This window comes from Kitasatospora sp. NPDC056731 (genome assembly GCF_040687675.1).
Classification (GTDB): Bacteria; Actinomycetota; Actinomycetes; order Streptomycetales; family Streptomycetaceae; genus Kitasatospora.
In genome coordinates, this window is sequence record NZ_JBFBNR010000002.1 from 285177 (window position 1) to 305486 (window position 20310).

General features: G+C 71.1%; 16 protein-coding genes and 1 pseudogene. 5 read left to right on the forward strand and 12 right to left on the reverse strand.

Annotated elements, in window-relative coordinates; all coding sequences use genetic code 11:
• Window positions 1-246: hypothetical protein (locus AB0R04_RS03585; protein WP_363367811.1), on the forward strand; the 246-nt coding region annotated here is incomplete at its 5' end.
• Between the two features lie 224 nt (window positions 247-470).
• Here AB0R04_RS03585 and AB0R04_RS03590 read toward each other — a convergent pair.
• On the reverse strand, window positions 471-1139 hold the full coding sequence (locus AB0R04_RS03590; RefSeq protein ID WP_363367813.1) for a TetR/AcrR family transcriptional regulator: 669 nt from the start codon (window positions 1137-1139) through the stop codon (window positions 471-473).
• Window positions 1140-1234: 95 nt separating this feature from the next.
• Here AB0R04_RS03590 and AB0R04_RS03595 point away from each other — a divergent pair, with 95 nt between their 5' ends.
• On the forward strand, window positions 1235-3511 hold the full coding sequence (locus AB0R04_RS03595) for a DPP IV N-terminal domain-containing protein (RefSeq protein ID WP_363367815.1): 2277 nt from the start codon (window positions 1235-1237) through the stop codon (window positions 3509-3511).
• A 322-nt stretch (window positions 3512-3833) separates the two neighbouring features.
• Here the strand turns inward: AB0R04_RS03595 and AB0R04_RS03600 are convergent.
• The 9 genes and pseudogenes from AB0R04_RS03600 to AB0R04_RS03640 form a co-directional block, all read right to left on the reverse strand.
• A pseudogene (locus AB0R04_RS03600) lies at window positions 3834-3956 on the reverse strand (transposase); the annotation flags it as partial.
• Between the two features lie 115 nt (window positions 3957-4071).
• Entirely contained in the window at window positions 4072-4821 is a 750-nt protein-coding gene (locus AB0R04_RS03605; protein WP_363367817.1) for a hypothetical protein, read from the reverse strand.
• Between the two features lie 259 nt (window positions 4822-5080).
• Window positions 5081-6337 carry an MFS transporter gene (locus AB0R04_RS03610; protein ID WP_363367819.1) on the reverse strand — a complete coding sequence of 419 codons (1257 nt, stop codon included), beginning with the start codon at window positions 6335-6337 and terminating at the stop codon, window positions 5081-5083.
• Window positions 6338-6472: 135 nt separating this feature from the next.
• On the reverse strand, window positions 6473-6715 hold the full coding sequence (locus AB0R04_RS03615; RefSeq protein ID WP_063351933.1) for an acyl carrier protein: 243 nt from the start codon (window positions 6713-6715) through the stop codon (window positions 6473-6475).
• A 74-nt stretch (window positions 6716-6789) separates the two neighbouring features.
• A complete protein-coding gene (locus AB0R04_RS03620; RefSeq protein ID WP_363367821.1) occupies window positions 6790-8037 on the reverse strand; it encodes an aminotransferase class I/II-fold pyridoxal phosphate-dependent enzyme in 1248 nt (415 codons plus the stop codon).
• Window positions 8034-10025, reverse strand: coding sequence for a condensation domain-containing protein (locus tag AB0R04_RS03625; protein ID WP_363367823.1), 1992 nt, complete (start codon window positions 10023-10025; stop codon window positions 8034-8036). Before AB0R04_RS03625 ends, AB0R04_RS03620 begins: the two co-directional genes overlap by 4 nt.
• A gap of 10 nt (window positions 10026-10035) precedes the next feature.
• Window positions 10036-11313, reverse strand: coding sequence for a beta-ketoacyl-ACP synthase II (gene fabF, locus AB0R04_RS03630; RefSeq protein ID WP_363367825.1), 1278 nt, complete (start codon window positions 11311-11313; stop codon window positions 10036-10038).
• Entirely contained in the window at window positions 11310-13025 is a 1716-nt protein-coding gene (locus AB0R04_RS03635) for a thiamine pyrophosphate-binding protein (RefSeq protein WP_363367826.1), read from the reverse strand. Before AB0R04_RS03635 ends, fabF begins: the two co-directional genes overlap by 4 nt.
• Before the next feature lie 5 nt (window positions 13026-13030).
• Window positions 13031-15712: an aldehyde dehydrogenase family protein gene (locus AB0R04_RS03640; protein ID WP_363367828.1), complete on the reverse strand. Its 2682-nt coding sequence runs from the start codon at window positions 15710-15712 to the stop codon at window positions 13031-13033.
• A gap of 162 nt (window positions 15713-15874) precedes the next feature.
• Between AB0R04_RS03640 and AB0R04_RS03645 the strand changes: the two genes are divergently transcribed.
• Entirely contained in the window at window positions 15875-16165 is a 291-nt protein-coding gene (locus tag AB0R04_RS03645) for a hypothetical protein (RefSeq protein WP_363367830.1), read from the forward strand.
• A gap of 22 nt (window positions 16166-16187) precedes the next feature.
• On the opposite strand, the gene AB0R04_RS03650 is transcribed toward AB0R04_RS03645, so the two are convergent.
• Together AB0R04_RS03650 and AB0R04_RS03655 are read right to left on the reverse strand one after the other, a co-directional pair.
• Window positions 16188-16853, reverse strand: a complete 666-nt coding sequence (locus tag AB0R04_RS03650) for a response regulator transcription factor (protein WP_063351929.1) — start codon at window positions 16851-16853, stop codon at window positions 16188-16190.
• 36 nt (window positions 16854-16889) lie between these two features.
• A complete protein-coding gene (locus AB0R04_RS03655; RefSeq protein WP_363367832.1) occupies window positions 16890-17900 on the reverse strand; it encodes a sensor histidine kinase in 1011 nt (336 codons plus the stop codon).
• Window positions 17901-18167: 267 nt separating this feature from the next.
• On the opposite strand from AB0R04_RS03655, the gene AB0R04_RS03660 reads away from it, so the two are divergent.
• Both AB0R04_RS03660 and AB0R04_RS03665 read left to right on the forward strand, forming a co-directional pair.
• On the forward strand, window positions 18168-18947 hold the full coding sequence (locus tag AB0R04_RS03660; protein WP_244934160.1) for an ABC transporter ATP-binding protein: 780 nt from the start codon (window positions 18168-18170) through the stop codon (window positions 18945-18947).
• Window positions 18944-20281, forward strand: a complete 1338-nt coding sequence (locus tag AB0R04_RS03665; RefSeq protein WP_363367834.1) for an ABC transporter permease — start codon at window positions 18944-18946, stop codon at window positions 20279-20281. Before AB0R04_RS03660 ends, AB0R04_RS03665 begins: the two co-directional genes overlap by 4 nt.
• Window positions 20282-20310 lie beyond the last annotated feature (29 nt).

Sequence of the window (20310 nt, forward strand, 5' to 3'; positions counted from 1 at the left end):
AACGGCCACTTGCAGATCACCTACAAGGACACCGCCGACAAGTGGGCGACCACCGACCTCACCACCAAGGTCGGCACCCCGGTGACGGACGGCGCTGTCAGCGCCACCACCGATCCCGACGGCACCCTCGCCATCTACTCCCGCAGCTCCCTCAACGGCGGCCACATCAACCTCACCGCCCTCCAACCGAACGGTCAGTGGGCCGCGGTCGACCTCACCAACATCGTCGGCACCCCCGCCAGCTGACCCACCTATCAGACCGACGGTGAAACGGCCCGGCCCTGAAGAGGCCCTGTCCCATCATCAGTGGTAACGAAGCGTGACGGGCGTCGCTGACAGCTCATGCGAGATGTCAGCGAGCTTGTGAGTGTGGTGTTTTCGGGATTACGGGGCAGCGCCCGGTGACCGGTGTGTCTCCCAATCACGGAAGAGCAGCTCATGAGCGCCGCCGGCGTCAGGGCGTCAGGGCGTCAGGGCGATCGTGGGAGCGAGGCGAGGATGGCGTCGAGGCCGAACTCGAAGACGTCCCGCTGGGTGAAGGTCGGGAAGTCGACGGTGGTGGCGTGCATCGCCGGGTACACCTCGGCCGGGAGGCGGGCCCACTGTTGGCGGACCCGTTCCCAGTGCTGCGGGTCCTCGTCCCAGACCCGGCGGACGGGGTAGAGCGTGGCGCAGCCGAGGACGAAGCGGATCAGCGTGGCGAGCAGGCCGATCGCCGTCCGGTGGTCGACCTGCAGTCGCGCCAGGCGGGCGTAGATCTGTTCGGACATGCGGGCCTCGACGTCGCCGACTCCGTCGGAGGGGGTGTTGATCTGCAGGAGGGCCGGGTGCGTGATGAACAGCTCGAAGTAGGCGTGCATCACCTGCCGGAGCCATGCGACGTCGTCGAGGTCGGGGTCGGGCCACTGGAATCGGCTCAGCAGTTCCGCGGTGACGGCGAGGAGGATCGCGTCCTTGTCGCGGAAGTGCGTGTAGAGCGACATCGGGCGGACGCCGAGGTGGTCGGCGAGCCGACGGATGGTCACCGCGTCCAGTCCGTCGCGGTCGATCAGTTCGATCGCCGCGTGGACGATGGCCTCGGGGCTGAGGGTGCCGCGGGGTGCGCGAGCGGGCGCTGTCTTGTGCCTGGGCGATGACATTGGGGTTCCTGATTCGTTCGGGACCGCAGTTCCATCAGCGTACCGTACGCTGTACTGTTCCTGGATCGAGACTGATTCCAGGAGGCCGGATGTCCATGAACGCACTCCCCGCCATCGCCTACGACCGAGCTGAACGGATGCTGCTGCACAACCGATCCCGGCTCGCCCTGCGGGCCAAGGCGAAGCCCGTCTGGATCGGCGGCGGCGAGAGGTTCTGGTACCGGGTCGAGACCGAGCGGGGCGGCGAGTTCGTGCTGGTCGACCCCGCCGCCGGGACCCGGGGGCCGGCGTTCGACCCCGAACGACTCGCCGCCGCGCTGGCGTCCGCCGCCGGCCAGCCGGTCCAGCCGTACGCACTGCCGTTCCGGGCGGTCGAGTTCGCGGACGGGACGGTCGCGTTCGACGCGTTCGGCGCGCGCTGGACCTGCCGGCTGGCCGACTACCGGTGCGCGCGGGACGAGAAGCACGCCGAACCCGCACCGCTGGAAGTCGCCTCGCCGGACAAGAAGTGGGCGGCGTTCCGCCGCGACCACGACCTGTGGGTGCGTTCGGCCGAGACGGGCGAGGAGTTCCCGCTCACCGCCGACGGCACCGCGGATCGCAGCTACGCGGCCCACCCCGACGCGGCGGTCCCCACGCACCTGCTCGGCAAGCTCGGTCTTGCGGACATGCCGCCGGCGCTGCTGTGGTCGCCGGACTCGGCGCGCATCCTCACCCACCGCACCGACCAGAGCGATGTCGCCCTGATGCACCTGGTCGAAGCCGTCCCGCCGGATGGCGGCCGGCCGCGCCTGCGCAGCTACCACTACCCGGTCCCCGGCGAGCCGATGACCTGCGGCGAGTGGATCGTCTTCGATGTCGCGTCCCGGACCGCGACACCCGCCAAGACCGACCCGTTCCTGCTGCCCTACATGTCACCTGTCTCGCTGAAGAAGGCGTGGTGGGCCAAGGACAGCGCGGCCGTCTACTACCTGGATCAGCCCCGTGACCTCCGGACGCTGCGGCTGCACGCACTCGACCCGGCGACCGGCGAGGTGCGCACCCTGGTCGAGGAGCACGGCGACACGCGGGTGGAGGCCGCGCAGGAGATCACCCAGAAGCCGATCGTGCACGTGCTCGCCGGCGGCCGCGAGACGCTGTGGTACTCCCAGCGCGACGGCTGGGGGCACCTGTACCGCTACGAGGACGGGGCGCTGGTCGAACAGCTCACCCGAGGGCCGTTCGCGGTGCAGCAGATCGTGCACGTCGACGAGGCGGAACGGGTCGCGTACGCCGTCGTCTCAGGACTGGTCCAGGCCGACCCGTACCGACGGTCTCTGGTCCGGGTCGGCCTGGACGGCGGCGGGATCGCCAAGCTCACCGACGACGATCTGGACCACGTGATCACCGCGCCGGAACACGGCCGCTGGTTCGTCGACTCCGCGTCGACCGTCGACACCCCACCGACGATCACCGTGCGTGACCGGGGCGGAGCCGTGCTGGTCGAGCTGGAACAGGCCGACATCACACCGCTGCTGGCCGCCGGCTGGACGCCGCCGGAGCGGGTCAGGACCCTGGCCGCCGACGGCGTCACCGAGATCTACGGCGTCCTCTACAAGCCCCACGGCTTCGACGCCGCGCAGCGCTACCCGGTGATCGACCACCCCTACCCGGGCCCGCAGATCCACCGGGTGGCGGCCTCCTTCGACCCGGGCGCCTACGGCTACGACGCCGAGGCGGTGGCGGCGCTGGGCTTCGCGGTGCTGGCCGTCGACGGCCGCGGAACGCCCGGCCGGGACAAGGCCTTCCACGATCACGCCCACCGCAACATGGGCAGCGCGGGCGCGCTCGAAGACCATGTCGCGGCGCTGCGCCAACTCGCGCAAGCGCGTCCGTGGCTGGACCTGGACCGGGTCGGCGTCTTCGGCGTCTCCGGCGGGGGATTCACCACCGCCCGCGCCCTCCTGGCGTTCCCCGACTTCTACAAGGTCGGCGTGGCCGAGGCCGGCAACCACGACAACCGCCACTACCACGCGCTGTGGGCCGAGGCCTACGACGGACCGTTCGACCCGGACGCCGGGGCCCGGCTGTCCAACACCGAGCTGGCCGGGAACCTGGTCGGCAAACTACTGCTCGTCCACGGCGACATGGACGACAACGTGACACCGCATCTGACGATGCGGCTGGTCGACGCGCTGATCGCCGCGAACAAGGACTTCGACCTGCTGATAGTCCCCGGCGTCGAGCACAGCTTCCTCGGCCGCAGCGGTTACGTCGCCCGCCGCCGCTGGGACTACCTGGTGCGCCACCTCATGCACCGCGAGCCGCCGGCCGGCTACCGGCTGGCGGACGTCCCGCTCTCCCTGGAACTGCTCGAAGCCCTCTTCAGCTGACGTGGAAAGGACCTTCCCCATGCCCACCTTCTCCGCCCGGGCCCGGCCCTTCTTCTTGAACCGCGAGTAGCCGCCGGCCCGGCCGACACGACGGCCCGGCCGGCGAGTCGAACCAGTTCCCGAACGCCGTGTCCGCATCGATGAACGCGGACTGGAACGCGTCGGTGGATACCTCATGCCACCGCGGACACGGCGCCGGCGGACCATGGAACCCGTCTGCCGGATCGTCGGTCCGGGAGTCGCCTTCGATCGCGTCGAGGTGCTTCTTGATCGCGGCCTGCCTGGGAATCCGGACGTCGGCCTTCATCCTCGCCTCGGCCTCGCTCAGCCCACCTGCGACCAGCACCATCTCGTCGACGCCGGTCAGCCTTCGCCGGCGTTTCTTGACGATCTGCGGCTCGAAGCTGCCCTCACGGTCTCGGGGCACCTCGACCTCGACCGGGCCGGCGAGCACGTCGGCGGGTGCGACGGGGAGGTAGTGGCCGTAGGAGGTGTCCAGTTCCAGGTCCGTCATCAGGTCGGCGAATCGCCGACTCTCTCCTACGGCCCGACGGGGCCCATCAGAAGGAGCTGCTGCTTCCGGCGAAGGGGCTGGGCTCTGCAGAGGGGCTGATCTCCGCCGAGGAGCTGAGCTCGCCCGGAGCGCTGGGTGCGGCCGGGGAACCGGGCGTGGCCGAGAGGCTGGGCACGGCTGAGGGGCTGAGCTCGTCCGAGCGGTTGGGGGTGGCCGAGGGGCTGGGTGCGGCTGGGGAAGCGGGCGTGGCCGAGGGGCTGAGCGCGTCCGAGTGGTTGGGCGTGGCCGAGGGGCTGAACTCGTCCGAGCGGCTCGGGTACGGCTGAGGGGCCGGCTGTGGCCGAGCGCCGGTGGGCGTGGCGGACGGGCTGGGTGAGGCGGAGGAACTGGGCTTGGCTGAAGAACTGGGCTTGGCGGAGGGGCTGGCCGTGGCCGAGGCGCTCGACGTTGCCGAGGGGCTCGGGCGGGGGTCGTGGGGGCAGAGCACGTCGGGGTCTTTGAACCCGTAGCTCAAGCCCCAGTCCCTGTCGCAGCCGCCCCAGTACGTTCTCACCCAGCCGCAGTAGGGGCCGCCGTAGCTGAAGCAACGGGGCACCGAGTCGTCCGAGTCCGGATCGGTGGAGGGTGACCAGGATGATTCGGCTTCGCTCTGCGAGGTGCCGAGGGCGTTGACCGTGCGGACCTGCGCGGCATCGGAACTCTGGGCCGTCCCGCCCGTGAAGAAGAGGGCCAGGCCGAAGGCTGAGGCGGAGGCCGCCACGATTGAAGCGGCGAGAGCGCGGCGGGTGGAGCGCATGACTGTTCCTCTTGGCTTCGTGGTCTGTGGCACGTGGGAATGCACTCCGGGCACGAGCATCGCCGCTGTGAGCGCCGGAATTAAACGTATGGTCTGAAGACCTTTCAGTGGCTGGCGAAGCGCCGCTCAGGCGGCCCTGCTCCGGTTTTTCACTCGAAGGGTCTCGCCTCGACCCACGTGTCGCGACCGCGCGCAGATCTTCGCCGACGGGGGCCTCGGCCGGGCCCGGTGATCGGCGGATGACCGGCGATCGACACGGTCAACGCAGGGAGCGGATCGCCGGGCTCGTGGCGACCAGGCCGGCACACGCCAGGACGGCGCTGCCGCAGACCAGGAACAGCGTCGTCGTGCCGTAGGGGAGCAGGGCGCCGGCGATCACGTAGGAGAACGGGTCGAACGCCACCGTGGCCAGCACGACGAGGCTGAGCACTCGGCCCAGCAGTTGCTCGGGCACCCGCTCCTGCAGAGTGGCCACGACGACCACTCCGAGGAACCCGGATCCGAGGCCGATCAGCGAGACGACCGCCGTTGCGGCGACGACATGGGTGACGGCGGCGAGTCCGGCCATGCCTGCGCCGATCGCCGCGACACCGCCGACCACGGTCCGGCCGCGCCGGGCGGGCGGCCGCCACCCGGCCATCAGTGAGCCGGCCAGTGAGCCGGCACCGAAACCGGAGAGCACGACGCCCAGGGATCCCGCGCCGCCGAGGCGTTGATCGGCGAGCACGGCGCCGCCCACCAGCACGGGGCCCACGACCGCGATGTTGATCAGGGCGATGGCGGCCAGCATCCCTCGTACCAGTGGTTCGTGCCAGGCGTATCCCAAGCCCACGCCGAGGGCACGCGCACTGCTGAACTGCTCGCCGTCGACGGCGGCCGGACCGGCGTCGACCCCGGCACCTTCGCCACGTCGTACCACCCGGATCAGCGTGCTGAGGACGACGGCGGCCAACGCTGCCATCGCCACGATCCCACCGAGCGTCGCGGCGAAGCCGACTGCGGCGATGCATCCGGCGGCCACCGCCGGGCCGACCAGATCGCCCCCCGACTCCGCGCCCTGCACCAGCCCGTTGACCCGGGAGAGCTTGTCGGTCGGCACGACGGCGGGTAGCAACGCCAGGGCCGCCGGGAAGTACGCGGCGTCGGCGGCGCCGAGCAGCCCGCCGAGCAGCGCGACCGTCGTCAACGACGGTGAGGTGAAGGTGACCAGGGCGCCGAGGGCGAGCAGGACGGCGACCCGGAGCCAGGCGGCGCCGGCCACGACACGGGCGGGACCGAGGCGGTCGACCAGTACTCCCGCAGGAGGCAGGAGCACCGCTCGTGGCAGCGCCACGGCCACCAGAACCAACCCCGTGGCGATTCCGGGTTCCGACAGGTCGAGCACGAAGAGCGTGAGCCAGACGATGAACAGCGCATCGACCACGGCCGCCAGCCCTTGACCCGCGATCAGGCGGCGCAGGTGCGAATCGCCGAGCGGTTCGCGCGGAAGAGGCGGGGCAGTCGGCTCCGTCGTCATCGGTGGCTCTCCGGGGCTCGGGTACGGGGCATCAGCCATGGCGCGGCGGCGGCCCACCGGCAACGCCGGCGGGTCCGGCGCCGGGTGTCACCATGCGATGTGGGTGCCCCCGTCGAAGAGCCGTCCCGGCGGCGGTCACCGGTGCTCGGCGACGTAGTTCACCGCGTCGCCGACGGTCCTCAACCCCGTGACCCGGTCGTCCGGGATCTTCACCTCGAACCTGTCCTCGACCGCCACGGCGATCTCCATCATGGCCAGGGAGTCGACGTCGAGGTCGTCGGTGAACGACGTCTCGGCGCTCACCTCGGCGGAGTCGATGCCGAGGACCTCCTCGACGATCTCGGCAATGGCGTTGAGGATGTCGATGTAGTCCACCACGGGTTCCTCTCTCTGGGGATGGGGATGGGGTCGGCTTCGGTCATCAGTCGGTGCGGCGGGCCTCGGTGGGGACGTCAGAGCCCGAGGCGTCGCCGGTAGGTGAGGAGGGTGCGCAGGAAGCCGTCCAGCTGCTCCTCGGTGTGGCCCGCGTGCGGGAACAGGCGCAGGAGCGCCTGGTTGCGTGAGACGGCCGGGTAGGAGAAGACGGGGACGAGGTAGCCGTCCTCGACGAACCACTCCCGCATCTGCAGGGCGGCGGCGTCGCTTCCGATCGGCACCGAGAGCATGTACGACTCCGTCGGCGTCGTCGCCGTGCCGGCCTCGTGCATCTGTTGGCGAAGGCGGGCGGCATGCGCCAGGTAGTCGTCGACGATCCCCGGAGTGCCGGCGAGGACGTCGATCGTGCGGTCGGCGGCGTAGGCGGTCGGCGGCTGGATGGCGGCCGTGAACATCGAGGTGCCGGAGAGCAGTTCGAAGGCGTCGATGGCCGCCGCCGGCCCGGCGATCGCGCCGCCTTCCAGACCGATGGCCTTCGACAGCGACACCATGACGAAGTCGGCCCGCTCCCGGATCGCGGCCGCCTCCCGGGCGTAGGGGCGGTTCTCGGGTCCGTAGACCATGAAGCCGTTCGCATCGTCGATCATGCTGACGGCACCGTGCCGGTCGCACTCGTCGAGGATCTCCACGATCGGCCCCATGGTGCCGTCGGCCGAATAGATGCTCTCGGCGATCACCACGGTCTTGCGGGTGCGGGCCCGGTCCAGGACGCGTGCCAGGTCGGAGACGTCGTTGTGCCGGAACGCGTGGACGTTGCGGCCGTAGTCAAGTCCCTGGAGGCCCTTCCAGATGCTCCAGTGGACGTCGCGGTCGACGACGAACACGGTGTCGTGGTTGCGCACCTCGATCCCGGCGTCGAAGTGCGCGGAACTGCTCATGGCGTGGACGAACCCGATGTTGGCCAGGAGCCCCGTGGCGAAGCTGATGGCACGTTCCTTGCCGGTGTGACGGGCGATCGTCTCCTCCAGCACCTGGTGCGGGCGGCAGATTCCCTGGGTCATCCTGGATCCGCTGGTGCTCAGGCCGTGGGCGAGCGCCCCCTCCGCGAAATGACGCCGTACCGGGACGTGGCGCTCCAGATCGAGGAAGCTGATGCTGGCGAAGTTCACCAGCTCGCGGCCGTTGCGGACGATGGTCGGCCCGACCGGACCGTCCACCACCGGCGGGCGGTATGCCGTGTCGTGGGTGTTCGCCTCGACGAAGGCGGCGAAGGCCCACGGGGCCAGGCGGTCCGCGGAGGGTCCAGCGGTGCGGGACGCGGTCATGGTGAGGTGTCTCCTCCACGATGGGCGCGGGGCGGTGAGGGCTCCAGGGCGGTGGCAAGGTGGCCGAGCGAGGCCGTTCCGGCCAGTTCGTCCGGCGCGATCCCGGTGAAGCCGAACCGGTGGAGCACCGCCAGCAGACGAGGGACGGCGACCAGGGTGATTCCGTGGTCGGCGAGGCAACGGTTCATGTCCACCGCGTCAGGGCTGTCGGAGGAGCCGTCCGGCGGACCGCCGGGTGCGACGGCGGCCACGGCGGCGGCCAGCGCCCGTTCGGCGCCTGTCGCGGGCGGGCGCGACGGGATCCGCAGGGCTGCCGTGCCGGTGGTGGCGGTGATCGCGGTGCGGGACCGGTCGGACCGACGGCCGGATCCGGGGCCAGCCGGGGACAGGACGTAGCGGCCCGGGGCCGCGATGCCGGGCACTTCGTCGAGGTGGTCCAGGACGTGGCGGTGCAACTCGTCGGGGGTGACACCGGGGGCGGTGCGAGCGCGTGCGACGAGGTGCGGTTCACCTTCCCCCGCGGCGTCCCCGCTGGGCGCCACCATCACGTCGAGCACTCCGGCGTGGCCGCGCAACACGTCCTCGACCTTGGCCGGGCACACCCACCCCTGCGGGGCGCGCCACCATCCGGAGGCGGCCGGTGTCAGCGGGCGCGCCGGAACCGGGCACGCGGCACCGCCGGCGAGCGCGCGCAGGAAGGCGCACAGACGGACGGGCAACGCCACGGCCTGCCCGGCGTCGAGCAGGTGGTCCCCGACGGTGACATCGAGGGTGACGAACCCCGCGTCGAGGCCGAGGTCGACGTAGAGCGTGTCGCAGGGCTCGTCGGGCGCGCTGCGGATCCAGGTGGCGGACGCGTCCGGCAAAGTGTCGTGCGCGGGGGCCGGGTACCCGGGGACCAGGTAGTCGCGCGGCCACGAGTAGCAGTTGTACTCGATGGTCGGTACGGTCACGACACCGAGGCGACGGTGCATCCGCGCCTCGGCGGCGACCAGTTCCGCGGGGCGCCACTGACCGTGCCGGTAGGCGGCGGCGGAGGCGGCGGCCACCGAGGCGACCACCTCGCCGAACGCCGCGCCCGGGCGGAGGTCGATCTGCACCGGAACCGTCAGGGCCCGGACGCCGATGCTGTCGCGCAGAGCGGCCCGGGCCCGGTTGGAGACGACCACGGACGCGAGGAACCGGTGTTCACCGGTGCGGCCGGCGACGTCGTGGGCCAGCGCCGCGAGCACGACGACCTCCGGGCTGACCCGATGGCGCCGGGCGACGCGGTGGAGATCGTCGTACGCACCCACCGAGCGGTGCTGGAGGCGGTGGCGCCCGGCGCCGTCGTCGGCCCCGCCGAACGGGGCCAGCACGCCGGTCGGATTGCTCGCGCGACGCGCGAGCCACTCGTGCTCCGCCGCGCGGGCGCGTTCCAGGGGCTGGGCGGCGACCGTGTCGAGCGGGTGCACGGACGCCTCCGCCGGCGCGCCGACGCCGCACAGTTGGTCGTGCAACTGGTTGATCAGCACCGCCAGCCCCCAGCCGTCGATCAGCACGTGGTGGGTGGCCAGCAGGACGGCACGCGGCCTTCCCGCCACGAGCAGCACCCTGGCGAGCCAGGGCGGATTCCGCTCGGGATCGATCGGGCGGGCGGCCAGCGCCGCGGTGGCGGCCTCCAGGGTGTCGGCATCGACGGCGGGGACGTCGAGGTGGTCGACCGGCAGCGGGGCCCAGTCCGCGCGGTGGACGTGCTGGACCGGGAGGAGAGGGTCGACCGTGGTGCGCAGCGCCTCGTGACGGGCGGTGAGGGAGGCGAGTGCCACGTGGACGTCGGCGAGGGTTGCCGGGGGCGGGACGTGGCAGTGGTCGGCGAGCGGCGTCGGGTTGACCCGCCGTCGTGCGGGAACGGTGCGTTCGAACCAGTGCCACTGCTGGACCCAGGTCAGCGGCCCGCTGCGGGTGACGGCGGCGGCGCTCGGGGTCGGCTCCGGGAGTCGGTTCACGGCCTGGCCCTCACACCGCTCGGACCACGAGAGCGGCATTGTGGCCGCCGAAGCCGAACGAGTTGCTGAGAGCGATCCGCATCCGCTCGTGGTGCTGCGCCCGGTGCGGCACGAAGTTGATGTCCGGGTCGATCGGCTCGTCGCAGTTGATGGTCGGCGGGACGTCACCCGTGCGCAGGACCTGGATCGAGGCCACGAGCTCGACCGCTCCGGCGGCACCGATCATGTGCCCGGTCATCGACTTGGTGGAGCTGACCGGGATCCGGGTGACACGATCACCCAGCACCTTGCGCAGGACGGCCGTCTCGGTGGCGTCGTTCAGCACCGTTCCGGTGCCGTGCGCGTTGACGTAGTCCACGTCCGCCCCCGTGATCCCCGCGTCGCGCAGCGCCGCCTCGACGGCGAGGCACGCGCCCCGCCCCTGCGGATGCGGGGCGGTCCAGTGATGAGCGTCGGAACTCGCTCCGTAACCCGCGAGTTCGGCCAGAGCCGTCGCCCCTCGCCGGTCGGCCACCTCGGCGGCCTCCAGCACCACCACGGCGGCCCCCTCGCTCATCACGAACCCGTCGCGGTGCGCGTCGAACGGCCGGCACGCCGCCGTCGGGTCGTCGTTGCGCCTGGACAGCGCGCGGGCGTTGCCGCTGCCCGCGAGGTCGACGGTGGTGACGCAGGCGTCGGCGCCGCCGACCAGGACGACGTCCGCCTCCCCGCTGCCGATCATGCGCATCCCCGCGCCCACCGCGTCCGCGCCGCTGGCGCACGCCGTGCTCTGGGCCCGGCTGGGCCCCTGTGTGCCGAGACGCATGCTGATCTCGCAGGCGGCGCTGTCCATGGCGGTGGTGACCTGGGTGAACGGGCTGATGCCCCGCGGCCCCTTGTCGCGCAGCGTGTTCGCGGCGCGGTAGATCGCCCCGACCGGGCCGTAGCCGCTGCCGATGATCACGGCGACCCGCGGCGCCAGGCGGTCGTCGACGACGAGTCCGGCGTGCTCGCACGCCTCCAGCGCCGCGGCGAGGGCGTACTGCGCGTACGGGTCGGCCCGGCGGCTGACCGTCGGCGGCATGTAGCGGCCGGGTGTGAAGCCGCGCACCTGGCCGCCGATCCGGACTTCGAGACCGGTCACGTCGATCGCGTCCACGGTGGCGATGCCGCTGCGGCCGGCGAGCATCGCCGCCCAGGTCTCGCCGACACTGTGGCCGAGCGGCGTCACCGCCCCGTACCCGGTGACCACCACCTGGCGCCGGGACCGGCTGCGCCCGGCATCGCCCCGCTCTCCTGCGTTCGTCACTGGGGAACCACCTCGGCGTCGCGGATGCAGGGGAGGATGTCGTCGGGTGCGACCGGCACCATGAGCACGGCCGTGCCTCCCCGGGAGCAGAACCGTCGCGCGGCAAGAAGCTCAGCGGTCAGTGCGGCCTTGTCGCGCAGCACTCGACAGTGGATGTCCGGCCCGTCCACCACGGGCGGCGGCGCGCCCGGGCGGGCGAAGGGGTGGCGTTCGGCGTCGAGACCGAGGCGGGCGCGTTGGGCGTCCAGCCAGCCGTAGCCGCCGTTGCACAGCACCACGTACAGCACGCCGCCGTGGGCCGGAGCGGTGACGGCGATGTCCGCGCGGGCCGCGAGGAACGCGCCGTCCCCGATGAACGCGGTGACCTCGTGGTCCGGGGCGGCCCGCTTGACCCCGATGGCCGCGGCCGCGCCGAAGCCCAAGGGGGTCTGCTCCGACGGCACGACGGACCCGCCACCGACGTGGAAGGGGAAGCCGTAGGACCACATGTCCTGCAGCCCGTTCTCCTGGACCAGCACGCGGGGCTCGCCGGCGGTGGCGTCGAGCGCGGCGAGCAGTTCGGCGATGCGGATCCCCGGCAGCGTCGCCGCGCGGGCCAGTTCCGCCTCCACCTCAAGCGACATGGCTTTGCGGGCGTCGGCGATCCTGTTCGCCCACGCCTCGGTCGCGGCTGCGCGTTCGGCCTCGCCGCCCTCCTCCAGCGCCCGCGACCAGCCGAGCACGGCGTGCCGGGCGTCCCCGAGCACCCGCGGGCCCGCGAACTCGGCCGACAGGCCGCCCGGATCCACATTGACCTGCACCACCGCGACCGGGGGCCACGGTGTCCCGCCTTCGACGACCGTCTCCTCGAGTCGCCCGGCGAGCGACACCACCAGGTCGCAGGACGACCACAGTTCGCGGGCGGGGGCCGAGGCGTAGAGGCCCGCCACGCCGCAGAACAGCGGGTGGTGCTCGTCGACGGCACCGCGGCCGGACGCGGTGGTGAAGAGCGCCGCGCCGAGGCGTTCGGCGAAGCGCTCGACCACGCCGCCGCCGTTGCGGTGCCGCATTCCGCCGCCCACCAGCACCACCGGACGCCGGCTCTCGCGGATCGCCGCCAGGGCCGGCCCCGGCGTCACGGGAACGGACTCGAGGACCAGTGGTTCGGGCAGCGTCGGCCATGCTCCGGTGACGAGGATCTCGGCCGTGCGGACGTCATCGGGCACCTCCAGGTACACGGGTCCGGGCGGCGGCCCCAGAGCCCGGGTCAGCGCCGTCACCGCCGCGGGGACGACCCGGTCCGGATGCCCCACCCGGTGCGCCCACCGCACGAGCGGCGCTGTCACGGCGACCTGGTCGAGTTCCTGGAATCCGCCGCTGCCCCGGCGACGTTCGGGCACGCCGGCGGCGAGCACGAGGACGGGTGCACCGGACTCCCGAGCTTCGAGCAGTCCCGTGGCCGCGTGTGTGACAGCCGGGCCCTTGCCCAGTGCGCATACGGCGAGCCGGCCCGACTGCAGCGCGTAACCGGTCGCCATGTACATCGCGTTGCGCTGGTCACGGCACGGCACGAGGTCCAGTCCGGCGGCGTCGAGGGCGCGAAGCAGCTCCAGATCGTCGCCGGGCAACCCGAAGCAGGTGTCCACCCCGTTGGCCACCAGCAGGTCGACGATCGCGGACCACGCGTCGGCGTACCGTCTGCTCACCTGGCTCACCTGGCTCACCTGGCTCACCTGGCTCACTCCCCGCTCACCGTGACGGGGGCAGCCGCCGGGAGGGTCTGCGCCACGGCCTGCGACATGAGCAGCGGTTCGGCGTGCCGCTCGCCGCCGTAGGAGATGTAGTTCGCCCGCATCCCGAAGCCTCCGAACGGGCGGTTGCCGTCCTCGGCGTCGAGCAGTGTGTGGTCGACACAGGTCTGGTGACGCCTGGCCAGGACATCCACCGTCTGCGGATCGTTCCCGTAGACCATCGCTCCCAGCGCGCGTTCGCTGAAGTAGGGGTTCGACAGCCGTTCACGCAACAGCCTCGCGCTGGGATAGGCCACGACGTTGAACACCGGGGCGAACATCTCCTCAAGGGGGATCTTGTCGTCGAAGCCCCAGAGCAGCACGGTCGGCTCGATCTTGCGGGACGGCAGGTCGATGCGCCCGCCGTGCCGGATGCGACGTGCGTGGTGCACCAGGTAGCCCGAGCAGTTCACCAGCGCCGAGTCGTAGAAGATCGGGCCGTAGTCGGCGGCGGGGTCGCCGTTCCGTCCGAATCGCAGCGAAGCCAGCTCGGCGGACAGCAGGTCGACGAAGTCCTCGGTGCGGCCCTTCGGCGTGAACACGACGTCTGGGCCGAAACAGTCCTGGCCCGAGTTGTAGAGCCGGATCCTCGTGAGGTCGTGCACGGCGCGGGTGAGATCGGCGTCGGGTGCGATCACGAAGGGGTTGATGCCGTTACCGAAGAAGAGGAGGAGTTGGTCTTCCGCCAGCCCCTCGCGGACGGTCTCGGCATTGACGTAATTGCCGGTGAAGACGACAAGGTCCGCCTCGCGTACCGGCCCTGTCACGAATTTGCGCTGACTGAGCTCGGAAAGGCTGATGGGCAGGCCGTGAACCGGTGCCAGCAGGTCGTGCAGGCGCTGCACCTGGCTTTTGATCTCGGAGGACGGCCGAAAGGTGATTCTTTCGCTGTAAAGGGATGCTATGAGCATGTAGAGCGCGTAGGAATGGAGCGGCATGTTGGAGGGCATGAAGACCGCGACCCGAGGCACGCAGCCGGGCCGGACGCGACGGATCTCCTCCTCCGCTCCGTCCAGGGTGGCGAGGAAGGAGCGGATCTCCGCGCCGGCGGTGTGGTGGGGCGAGATCTCGGTGAGGATTCCCATCACCGTGTCCTCGTTGTCGGCCACGTACCGGCGCACTGCGCGCAGCGCGTCGACCCGGCCGGCGAAGGGGATGCGGTAGCCGGTCGAGCCGGTGGTCGAGCCGGTGGTCGAGCCGACGGTCGAGTCGGATGCGGTGACGTCGGTGGTCGTCCTGGGCGATGCGGGCAGCGAGCTCATGGCGATCTTCTCCAGAACGGCCCGGTCGGGCTTTCCCGTGTTCGTGAGGGGCAACGAGGGAAGCACGACGATGTGGTCGGGCTGCTCGTAGCGGGCGAGCACAGGGCGCAGCAGCCGTTTCCAGTGCGCGGGCTCGTGAGCGTCCGGGTCCGCGATCACGAACACCAGGCGACAGCCCAGACGTGCGTCGGGGACCGCGACGACCTCGGTCTGCGCGCCGGCCGACTCGGCCAGCTTGGCAAGGTGGTCGGGATAGAGCGTGTGGCCGTCGCGGTGCGCGGCGTGCTTGCGCCCGACCGGGAAGACGCGGCCGGCGTCGTCGATCAGGCCGATGTCGCCGGTGCGGTGAACGGGGCTCGAAACCGGAACGATCTCACCGTCGGCGCCGAGGTGGCCGGTCATCAGGCCGTCACTGCGGACGACGAGCTCGCCGAGCCGGCCGGGGGGAAGCTGCCTGCCGTGGTCGTCGTGGACTTCGACGACCACACCGGGCAGCGGCGTGCCGCACCCGACCGGATCGGTCGGGTGCGCCAGCGCGATGTTTCCGGCCTCGGTCGCTCCGTAGCCGTCGAGCAGGTGCCGGCCCGTGCGGGCGTGGAACCGGGCCGCCAGGCTGCTTCCCAGCGGCGCGCCGCCCACGCACCAGGCCCGTACCGTCTCCAGCGCGTTCACGAGGGCGGGGCGGCGGTCGAGCACGTTGAGCAGGCTGTAGTAGGTCGACGGGGCTCCGTCGACGATGGAGAGGCCGTGGTCGACGCCGACCGCGAGCGCACGGTCCAGGCGCGTGGTCGGCCCGTAGACCACGAGCGTGCCTCCGCCCAGCCACCAGCAGAGGACCAGGGACAAGCCGTACTGGTGGGAGTACGGCAGGATGGGCAGGAAGACGTCGTCAGGCCGGTACCCCATGCGTTCCGCACTGAGCGTGAGGTTGTCCAGAATCGAACGGCCGGAGCGAACGATGCCTTTGGGGCTGCCGGTCGTACCCGACGACCAGGAGATCGCGGCGTCCTGGCGCCGTGCCCAGCTCGCGACGTCGGGCACGGCCGCGGTGTTCGAAGCGGGGCGCGGCGCCGCGGTGCGGCCCGTACCGTCGCTGATTTCGAGCACCACGCGCGCCTGGGCGCGGATCTTCGACCGCTGTGACGGGGTGGCGCGATGATCGGCCAGGACCACCGAGGCGTCGAGGTGAATGAGCGCGAGCAGAGCGACGACCCATTCCGGGGAATTGGCCCCGCTCATCATCACCCGCGAACCGGGCCCGACGCCACGGCGTGCAAGAAGTTCGGTGGAGGCGAATACGCGGGCCGTGATTTCGTCGGTTTCCCAGATGTGTCCATCGGGCGAGATCAATCTCCTGGAAACGGGCAACTTGTGCTCCTCAAAACCAGGTGGTTCAAATTGACTGTCCCACACCTGAAGAACGGTGTCGAGTGTTTCGGTGAAATTCCGCTACCTGTGAGGGGTGATTGAGTGTGTAGTGACGAAAGAGGCTTATGGGGTGTGAGGTATTCTCAATAGAAATAATTTAATATGGCCATTGAGGGCGAAGGTGGAGCGGGCAATGCCGCCGATAAGGTCACCACCGCCACCGGCACACACGCCGCCGGACCCGACCCCTTGCTCGGACCGATCGGCCGGATGGTCCTGGACAACCTGCTGCCCACCACGCGGCGCCGGCGCGTCAAGGCCCGCAGCCGCAAGAACCCAACGAGCAAGTACGGGCCGAACGCAGGAAAACGCCCGCAAACCACCCAGACCCACGCCCTTTCCGTCGAGATCCACGTCATGGAAGACGGACTTGCATCACGCCGCCGCCGGTAAACGCAACTGCGTTGAAGCCCTACTAGTTGTATTCGAACCAGGTCAGGATGGCCTTCACCCGGCGGTTGTCCTCGCCGGAGGGCATGCCGAGTTTCAGGAAGACGTTCCCCACGTGTTTGGCCACGGCGGCGCCCGAGAGGAACAGCTCTGCCGCGATCTCCGCGTTGGAGCGGCCTTCGGCCATGAGAGCGAGCACCTCCTGTTCGCGGGCCGTGAGCCGGGCGAGCGGGCCCCGCGGCGGGTCGGCGCGGGTGACGTGGCGAACCACCTCGGGGTCGATCACCACTCCGCCGCCGGAGACCGTTTCGACGGCCCGCAGGAAGTCCGCCACTCTGCCCACCTTCTCCTTGAGCAGGTAGCCGACTGCCCCGTCGGCGCCCGGGCCGTTCAGGAGTTCGCGCACGTATGGGCCCGTGACGTAGGCGGAGAGGACCAGTACCGGCAGGTCCTGGTGCCGCGACCGAATGTCGATCGCGGCCCGGAGTCCGTCGTCGGTGTTCCCGGGCGGCATGCGAACATCCGTGATCACCAGGTCGGGGGCGGCTCCGGCGGCGGCGAGGTCGTCGACAGCGGCGACCAGTTCGTCGGCGTCCTCGCATTCACGGATCACGTCGTGGGCACTGGAAACCAGGATCTCCCGGATTCCGGCGCGTATCAGCAGACTGTCGTCCGCCAGGATGATTCTCACAATCGATTTCCCATCGCTTTTCCCTGTCGAATTCCGTCACCACGGGGGTTGGGCCGGGGCGGATGCCACGACCTCCGTTCCGCCGCCCGGCGGGCTGATGATTTCGAGGTTCCCACCGACGCTTCGCATCCGCTCACGCAGCCCGGAGAGCCCGGATCCGGTGCTGATCCGCGCGCCGCCGGCGCCGTCGTCGCCCACCCGGACGCGGACGCCGCTCTCGGTGCACCGCATCTCGATCCGGGCGCTCCCGACGCCCGCGTGCTTGGCAATGTTCGTCAGGGCCTCGGAGACCGTGAAGTACACGGCCGTGGCGATCGTCGAGGAGAGCCAGGCGTCCGTACCGGTGCTGGTCAGTTCGACCTGCAACGGTGATCTGGCCACCAGTTCCCGGACGGCGGCGATGAGACCGAGATCGCTCAGTTCGCTGGGGTGGATGTCGCGCACCGTCTCCCTCAGCCGTTCGAGCGCGCGCTCCGCCTGGGCCTGGGCCTGGCGGGCCAGTTGGACGATCCGTTCCTGGTCGGTGGCCGTCGCTGCGGCTTCCAGGATGCCCAGGCGCATGACGAGGGCGACGAGTTCCTGCTGGGCGCCGTCGTGCAGGTCACGCTCGATGCGCCGGCGCTCGTTCTCGAAGGCCGCCGTCAGCGACGCCCGGCTGGCGCGGACTTCCTCCAGTTTCGCGAGCAGGTCGGGGTTCCGGCTCCCCGAGAAGGCCCGCAGGAGCAGGTCGCGGAGCAGGGAGATGCCGGCCAGCGCGCCCACGGTGACCGCACCGAGGGCGATTCCCGCGGGCACCGCCACGAGGGTTTCCCACAGGGCGGCCGGGGTGAACGGGCCGACTTTCGCGGCGATGCCGAAACCCCAGAGGACGGGGGAGAAAACCAGCGCCAGAGCGCCGAAGAATCCGAAGAAGCCCACCAACAGCGAGAGCGCGGACAGGAGCGCGGCGGTGACGAACACGGGGAGGTCGGTCCTCCACACCGACCGTGCCCGCAGCCGACCGGCCACCCACTGCGGCCAGCTGCGGTCGGCGGGTCGCAGCGGCATCGTCCGGACTCCGCACCACTGCGCCCTGGAGCGGTCCAGTTCGGCCACCACCGGAACCGAGACCGGCGCAGCGAGAACGGAAATCAGGAGAATCGGAAAGGCGGCCGCTGCGACGAATTCGGTCAGCAGCCTCCGGGCAACACGAATCTGCGCCATGATCAACATTTTCGCACAGTTCGGATCGGTCAGGCGGTAGATCCAAGTCTACCTCCAATAGCAGTGCAGGAACCCGTGCACTCCACTGCCCGGCCCTGCTTTCCTTGATTCATGCCATTTTCCACTACCGCTCCCGTGCCGTGCATTCGTTTGCGCGGCCTTCGGACGGAATTCCCCATTCCCGGCCGCCGGGGCGAGACGACGCGCGTCCTGCACGACATCGACCTGGAGATTCCCGAAGGCCGGCTGACCGCCGTCGTCGGCCCCTCCGGTTCGGGCAAGTCGACGCTCCTGCTCTGCACGGCCGGGCTGGAGCGGGCGACCGCGGGGTCCGTCGAGATCCTCGGGACGGACGTCCGCTCACTCAGCCCCCGCAAGCAGGCCGCGTTCCGCAGCGAGAACATCGGCTTCGTCTTCCAGGAGTACAACCTCGTCAGCTCGCTGACGGTCGAGGACAACATCGCCCTGCCGGCGCGGCTCGCCGGCCGCCGGGTGCCCAGGGCGCGGGTCGAGGACGCCATGGCGCGGCTCGGCATCGCCAAGCACGCGCGGCGACGCCCCGACCGCCTCTCCGGTGGCGAGCGCCAGCGCGTCGCGGTGGCCCGGGTGGTGGCGAACCAGCCGCGGATCGTCTTCGCCGACGAGCCGACGGGTGCGCTCGACCTCAAGTCGGGTCATGTGGTGCTCGACTGGCTGCAGGCGCTTCCCGCCCAGGGGAGCACGGTGCTCATGGTCACCCACGACCCTCATGCGGCCGCGCGGGCCGATCAGGTCGTGGTGATGGGGTCCGGGCGGGTACACGCCGTCATCCCCGGTGGCGACTCCCGCGCGGTGGGCGACGCCGTCCTCGCGGCGCAGTCGGCGGACGAAGCGGGCGGGGAGGAGTCGTGATCCGGCTCGTGCTGTCGGACATCCGCCTGCAGGCGTCGATGTGGTGGTGGACGCTCCTGTGCGCCACGGTCGGCGCGGCGTGCTCGGCGGGCTCGGCCATCGCGATGTTCACCGCCGTCTCGGCGGCGCGGGCGGCGGGTGACGCACGGATGGTCTCCGCGTCGATCGCCCTCGGCGGCAACATCGTCTTCTTCACCGTGCTCGCCGCCGTGGGCATCGTCGCCTCCGCGGTCGGTCTGACGCTGACGACCCAGCGGCGCGAGCACGCCCTGTGGGTGATCCTCGGGATTCCGCGCCACCGGGTCAGGTTCATCCTGCGGACGGAGATGGTGGTGCTGGGCGCGGTGGCCGGCGCGCTGGCCGCACCGCTCGCCCTGCTGGTCGCGGGTGTCGCCCTCGCGCAGTGGAAGGGGACGGGTCTCGAACTGCACGGGGCCTCGGTCGGGTTCCGGTTCTGGTACGTCGGCGTGAGCGTGCTGTTCGGACTGGTTCCATGCCTGCTCGGGGGCTGGGGCGTCACCCGGCGGGCCGCCAGGACGCCGGAGATGCGCGCCTTCCGGGACTTCTCCGATCCCCCGGCGCGGCCGGGCGTAGCCCGCGGTGGCCTCGCCCTGTGCCTGCTCGCCGGTGTGGTCGGGATGTGGGTCCCCGGCCTGGGCCTCGAACTCAAGGGCGGGCTCGCCCAGCGGACGGCCTTCGCGTTCGCCGGGAACCTCTTCCTCCTCTGCCTGCTGCTGATGGGGCCGTGGGTGCTCACCCCGCTGATGAAGCTCTGGACGGCGCTGGTGCCCTCGCGCGGCGTCGCCTGGCACCTTGCCGTGCAGTCGTGCCAGGCCCGCGCGACGAGGAGCGTCACCACGGTGCTGCCCTTCGCGCTCTCCCTGTCGTTCGTCGGCCTCTTCATGGTGATGGGGAAGGTCATGCCCGGAGGCAGCGCCGGGCTGGACAACATCCTGGTCGTGCTGGGCTGGGTCTTCGTCGTGTCCTGGGTCGGGGGCCTCGCCGTGATCGCCCTCGTCGGGCGGGAGCGCGCCCGTGACTCCGCCGTCGTGACGGTGGCCGGTGCGCGGCCGGGCGTGGTCACCCGGTCGATCGTCTACGAGGGGGCGATCTACGCGGGGACGGCGATCGTCTTCGGCGCGCTGTTCGTCGCCGTGTCGAGTCTCACCATCGCCCTGGGAGCCCGGATCGACGTCGTCCGGGTCCTGGCGGGCCTCCCCTGGGCCACGCTCGGGGCGCTCGCCGCCGGGACGCTGGTCACCACCTGCCTCGCGCTGGTCCTGCAGGCGGCCCGGGTGTCGCGCACGGTCGCGGTCCGGGCGCTGCGCTCGTGAACCGGGGTGCGGGAATCCACACCACCATG

What these genes read in the sequence shown, in the direction of transcription:
- AB0R04_RS03620 (WP_363367821.1), bottom strand. Translation starts at nt 8,037, where the DNA reads ATGACCGCGTCCCGCACCGCTGGACCCTCCGCGGACCGCCTGGCCCCG.
- AB0R04_RS03660 (WP_244934160.1), top strand. Translation starts at nt 18,168, where the DNA reads ATGCCATTTTCCACTACCGCTCCCGTGCCGTGCATTCGTTTGCGCGGC.
- AB0R04_RS03655 (WP_363367832.1), bottom strand. Translation starts at nt 17,900, where the DNA reads ATGCCGCTGCGACCCGCCGACCGCAGCTGGCCGCAGTGGGTGGCCGGT.
- AB0R04_RS03645 (WP_363367830.1), top strand. Translation starts at nt 15,875, where the DNA reads ATGGCCATTGAGGGCGAAGGTGGAGCGGGCAATGCCGCCGATAAGGTC.
- AB0R04_RS03595 (WP_363367815.1), top strand. Translation starts at nt 1,235, where the DNA reads ATGAACGCACTCCCCGCCATCGCCTACGACCGAGCTGAACGGATGCTG.
- AB0R04_RS03605 (WP_363367817.1), bottom strand. Translation starts at nt 4,821, where the DNA reads ATGCGCTCCACCCGCCGCGCTCTCGCCGCTTCAATCGTGGCGGCCTCC.
- AB0R04_RS03610 (WP_363367819.1), bottom strand. Translation starts at nt 6,337, where the DNA reads ATGACGACGGAGCCGACTGCCCCGCCTCTTCCGCGCGAACCGCTCGGC.
- AB0R04_RS03590 (WP_363367813.1), bottom strand. Translation starts at nt 1,139, where the DNA reads ATGTCATCGCCCAGGCACAAGACAGCGCCCGCTCGCGCACCCCGCGGC.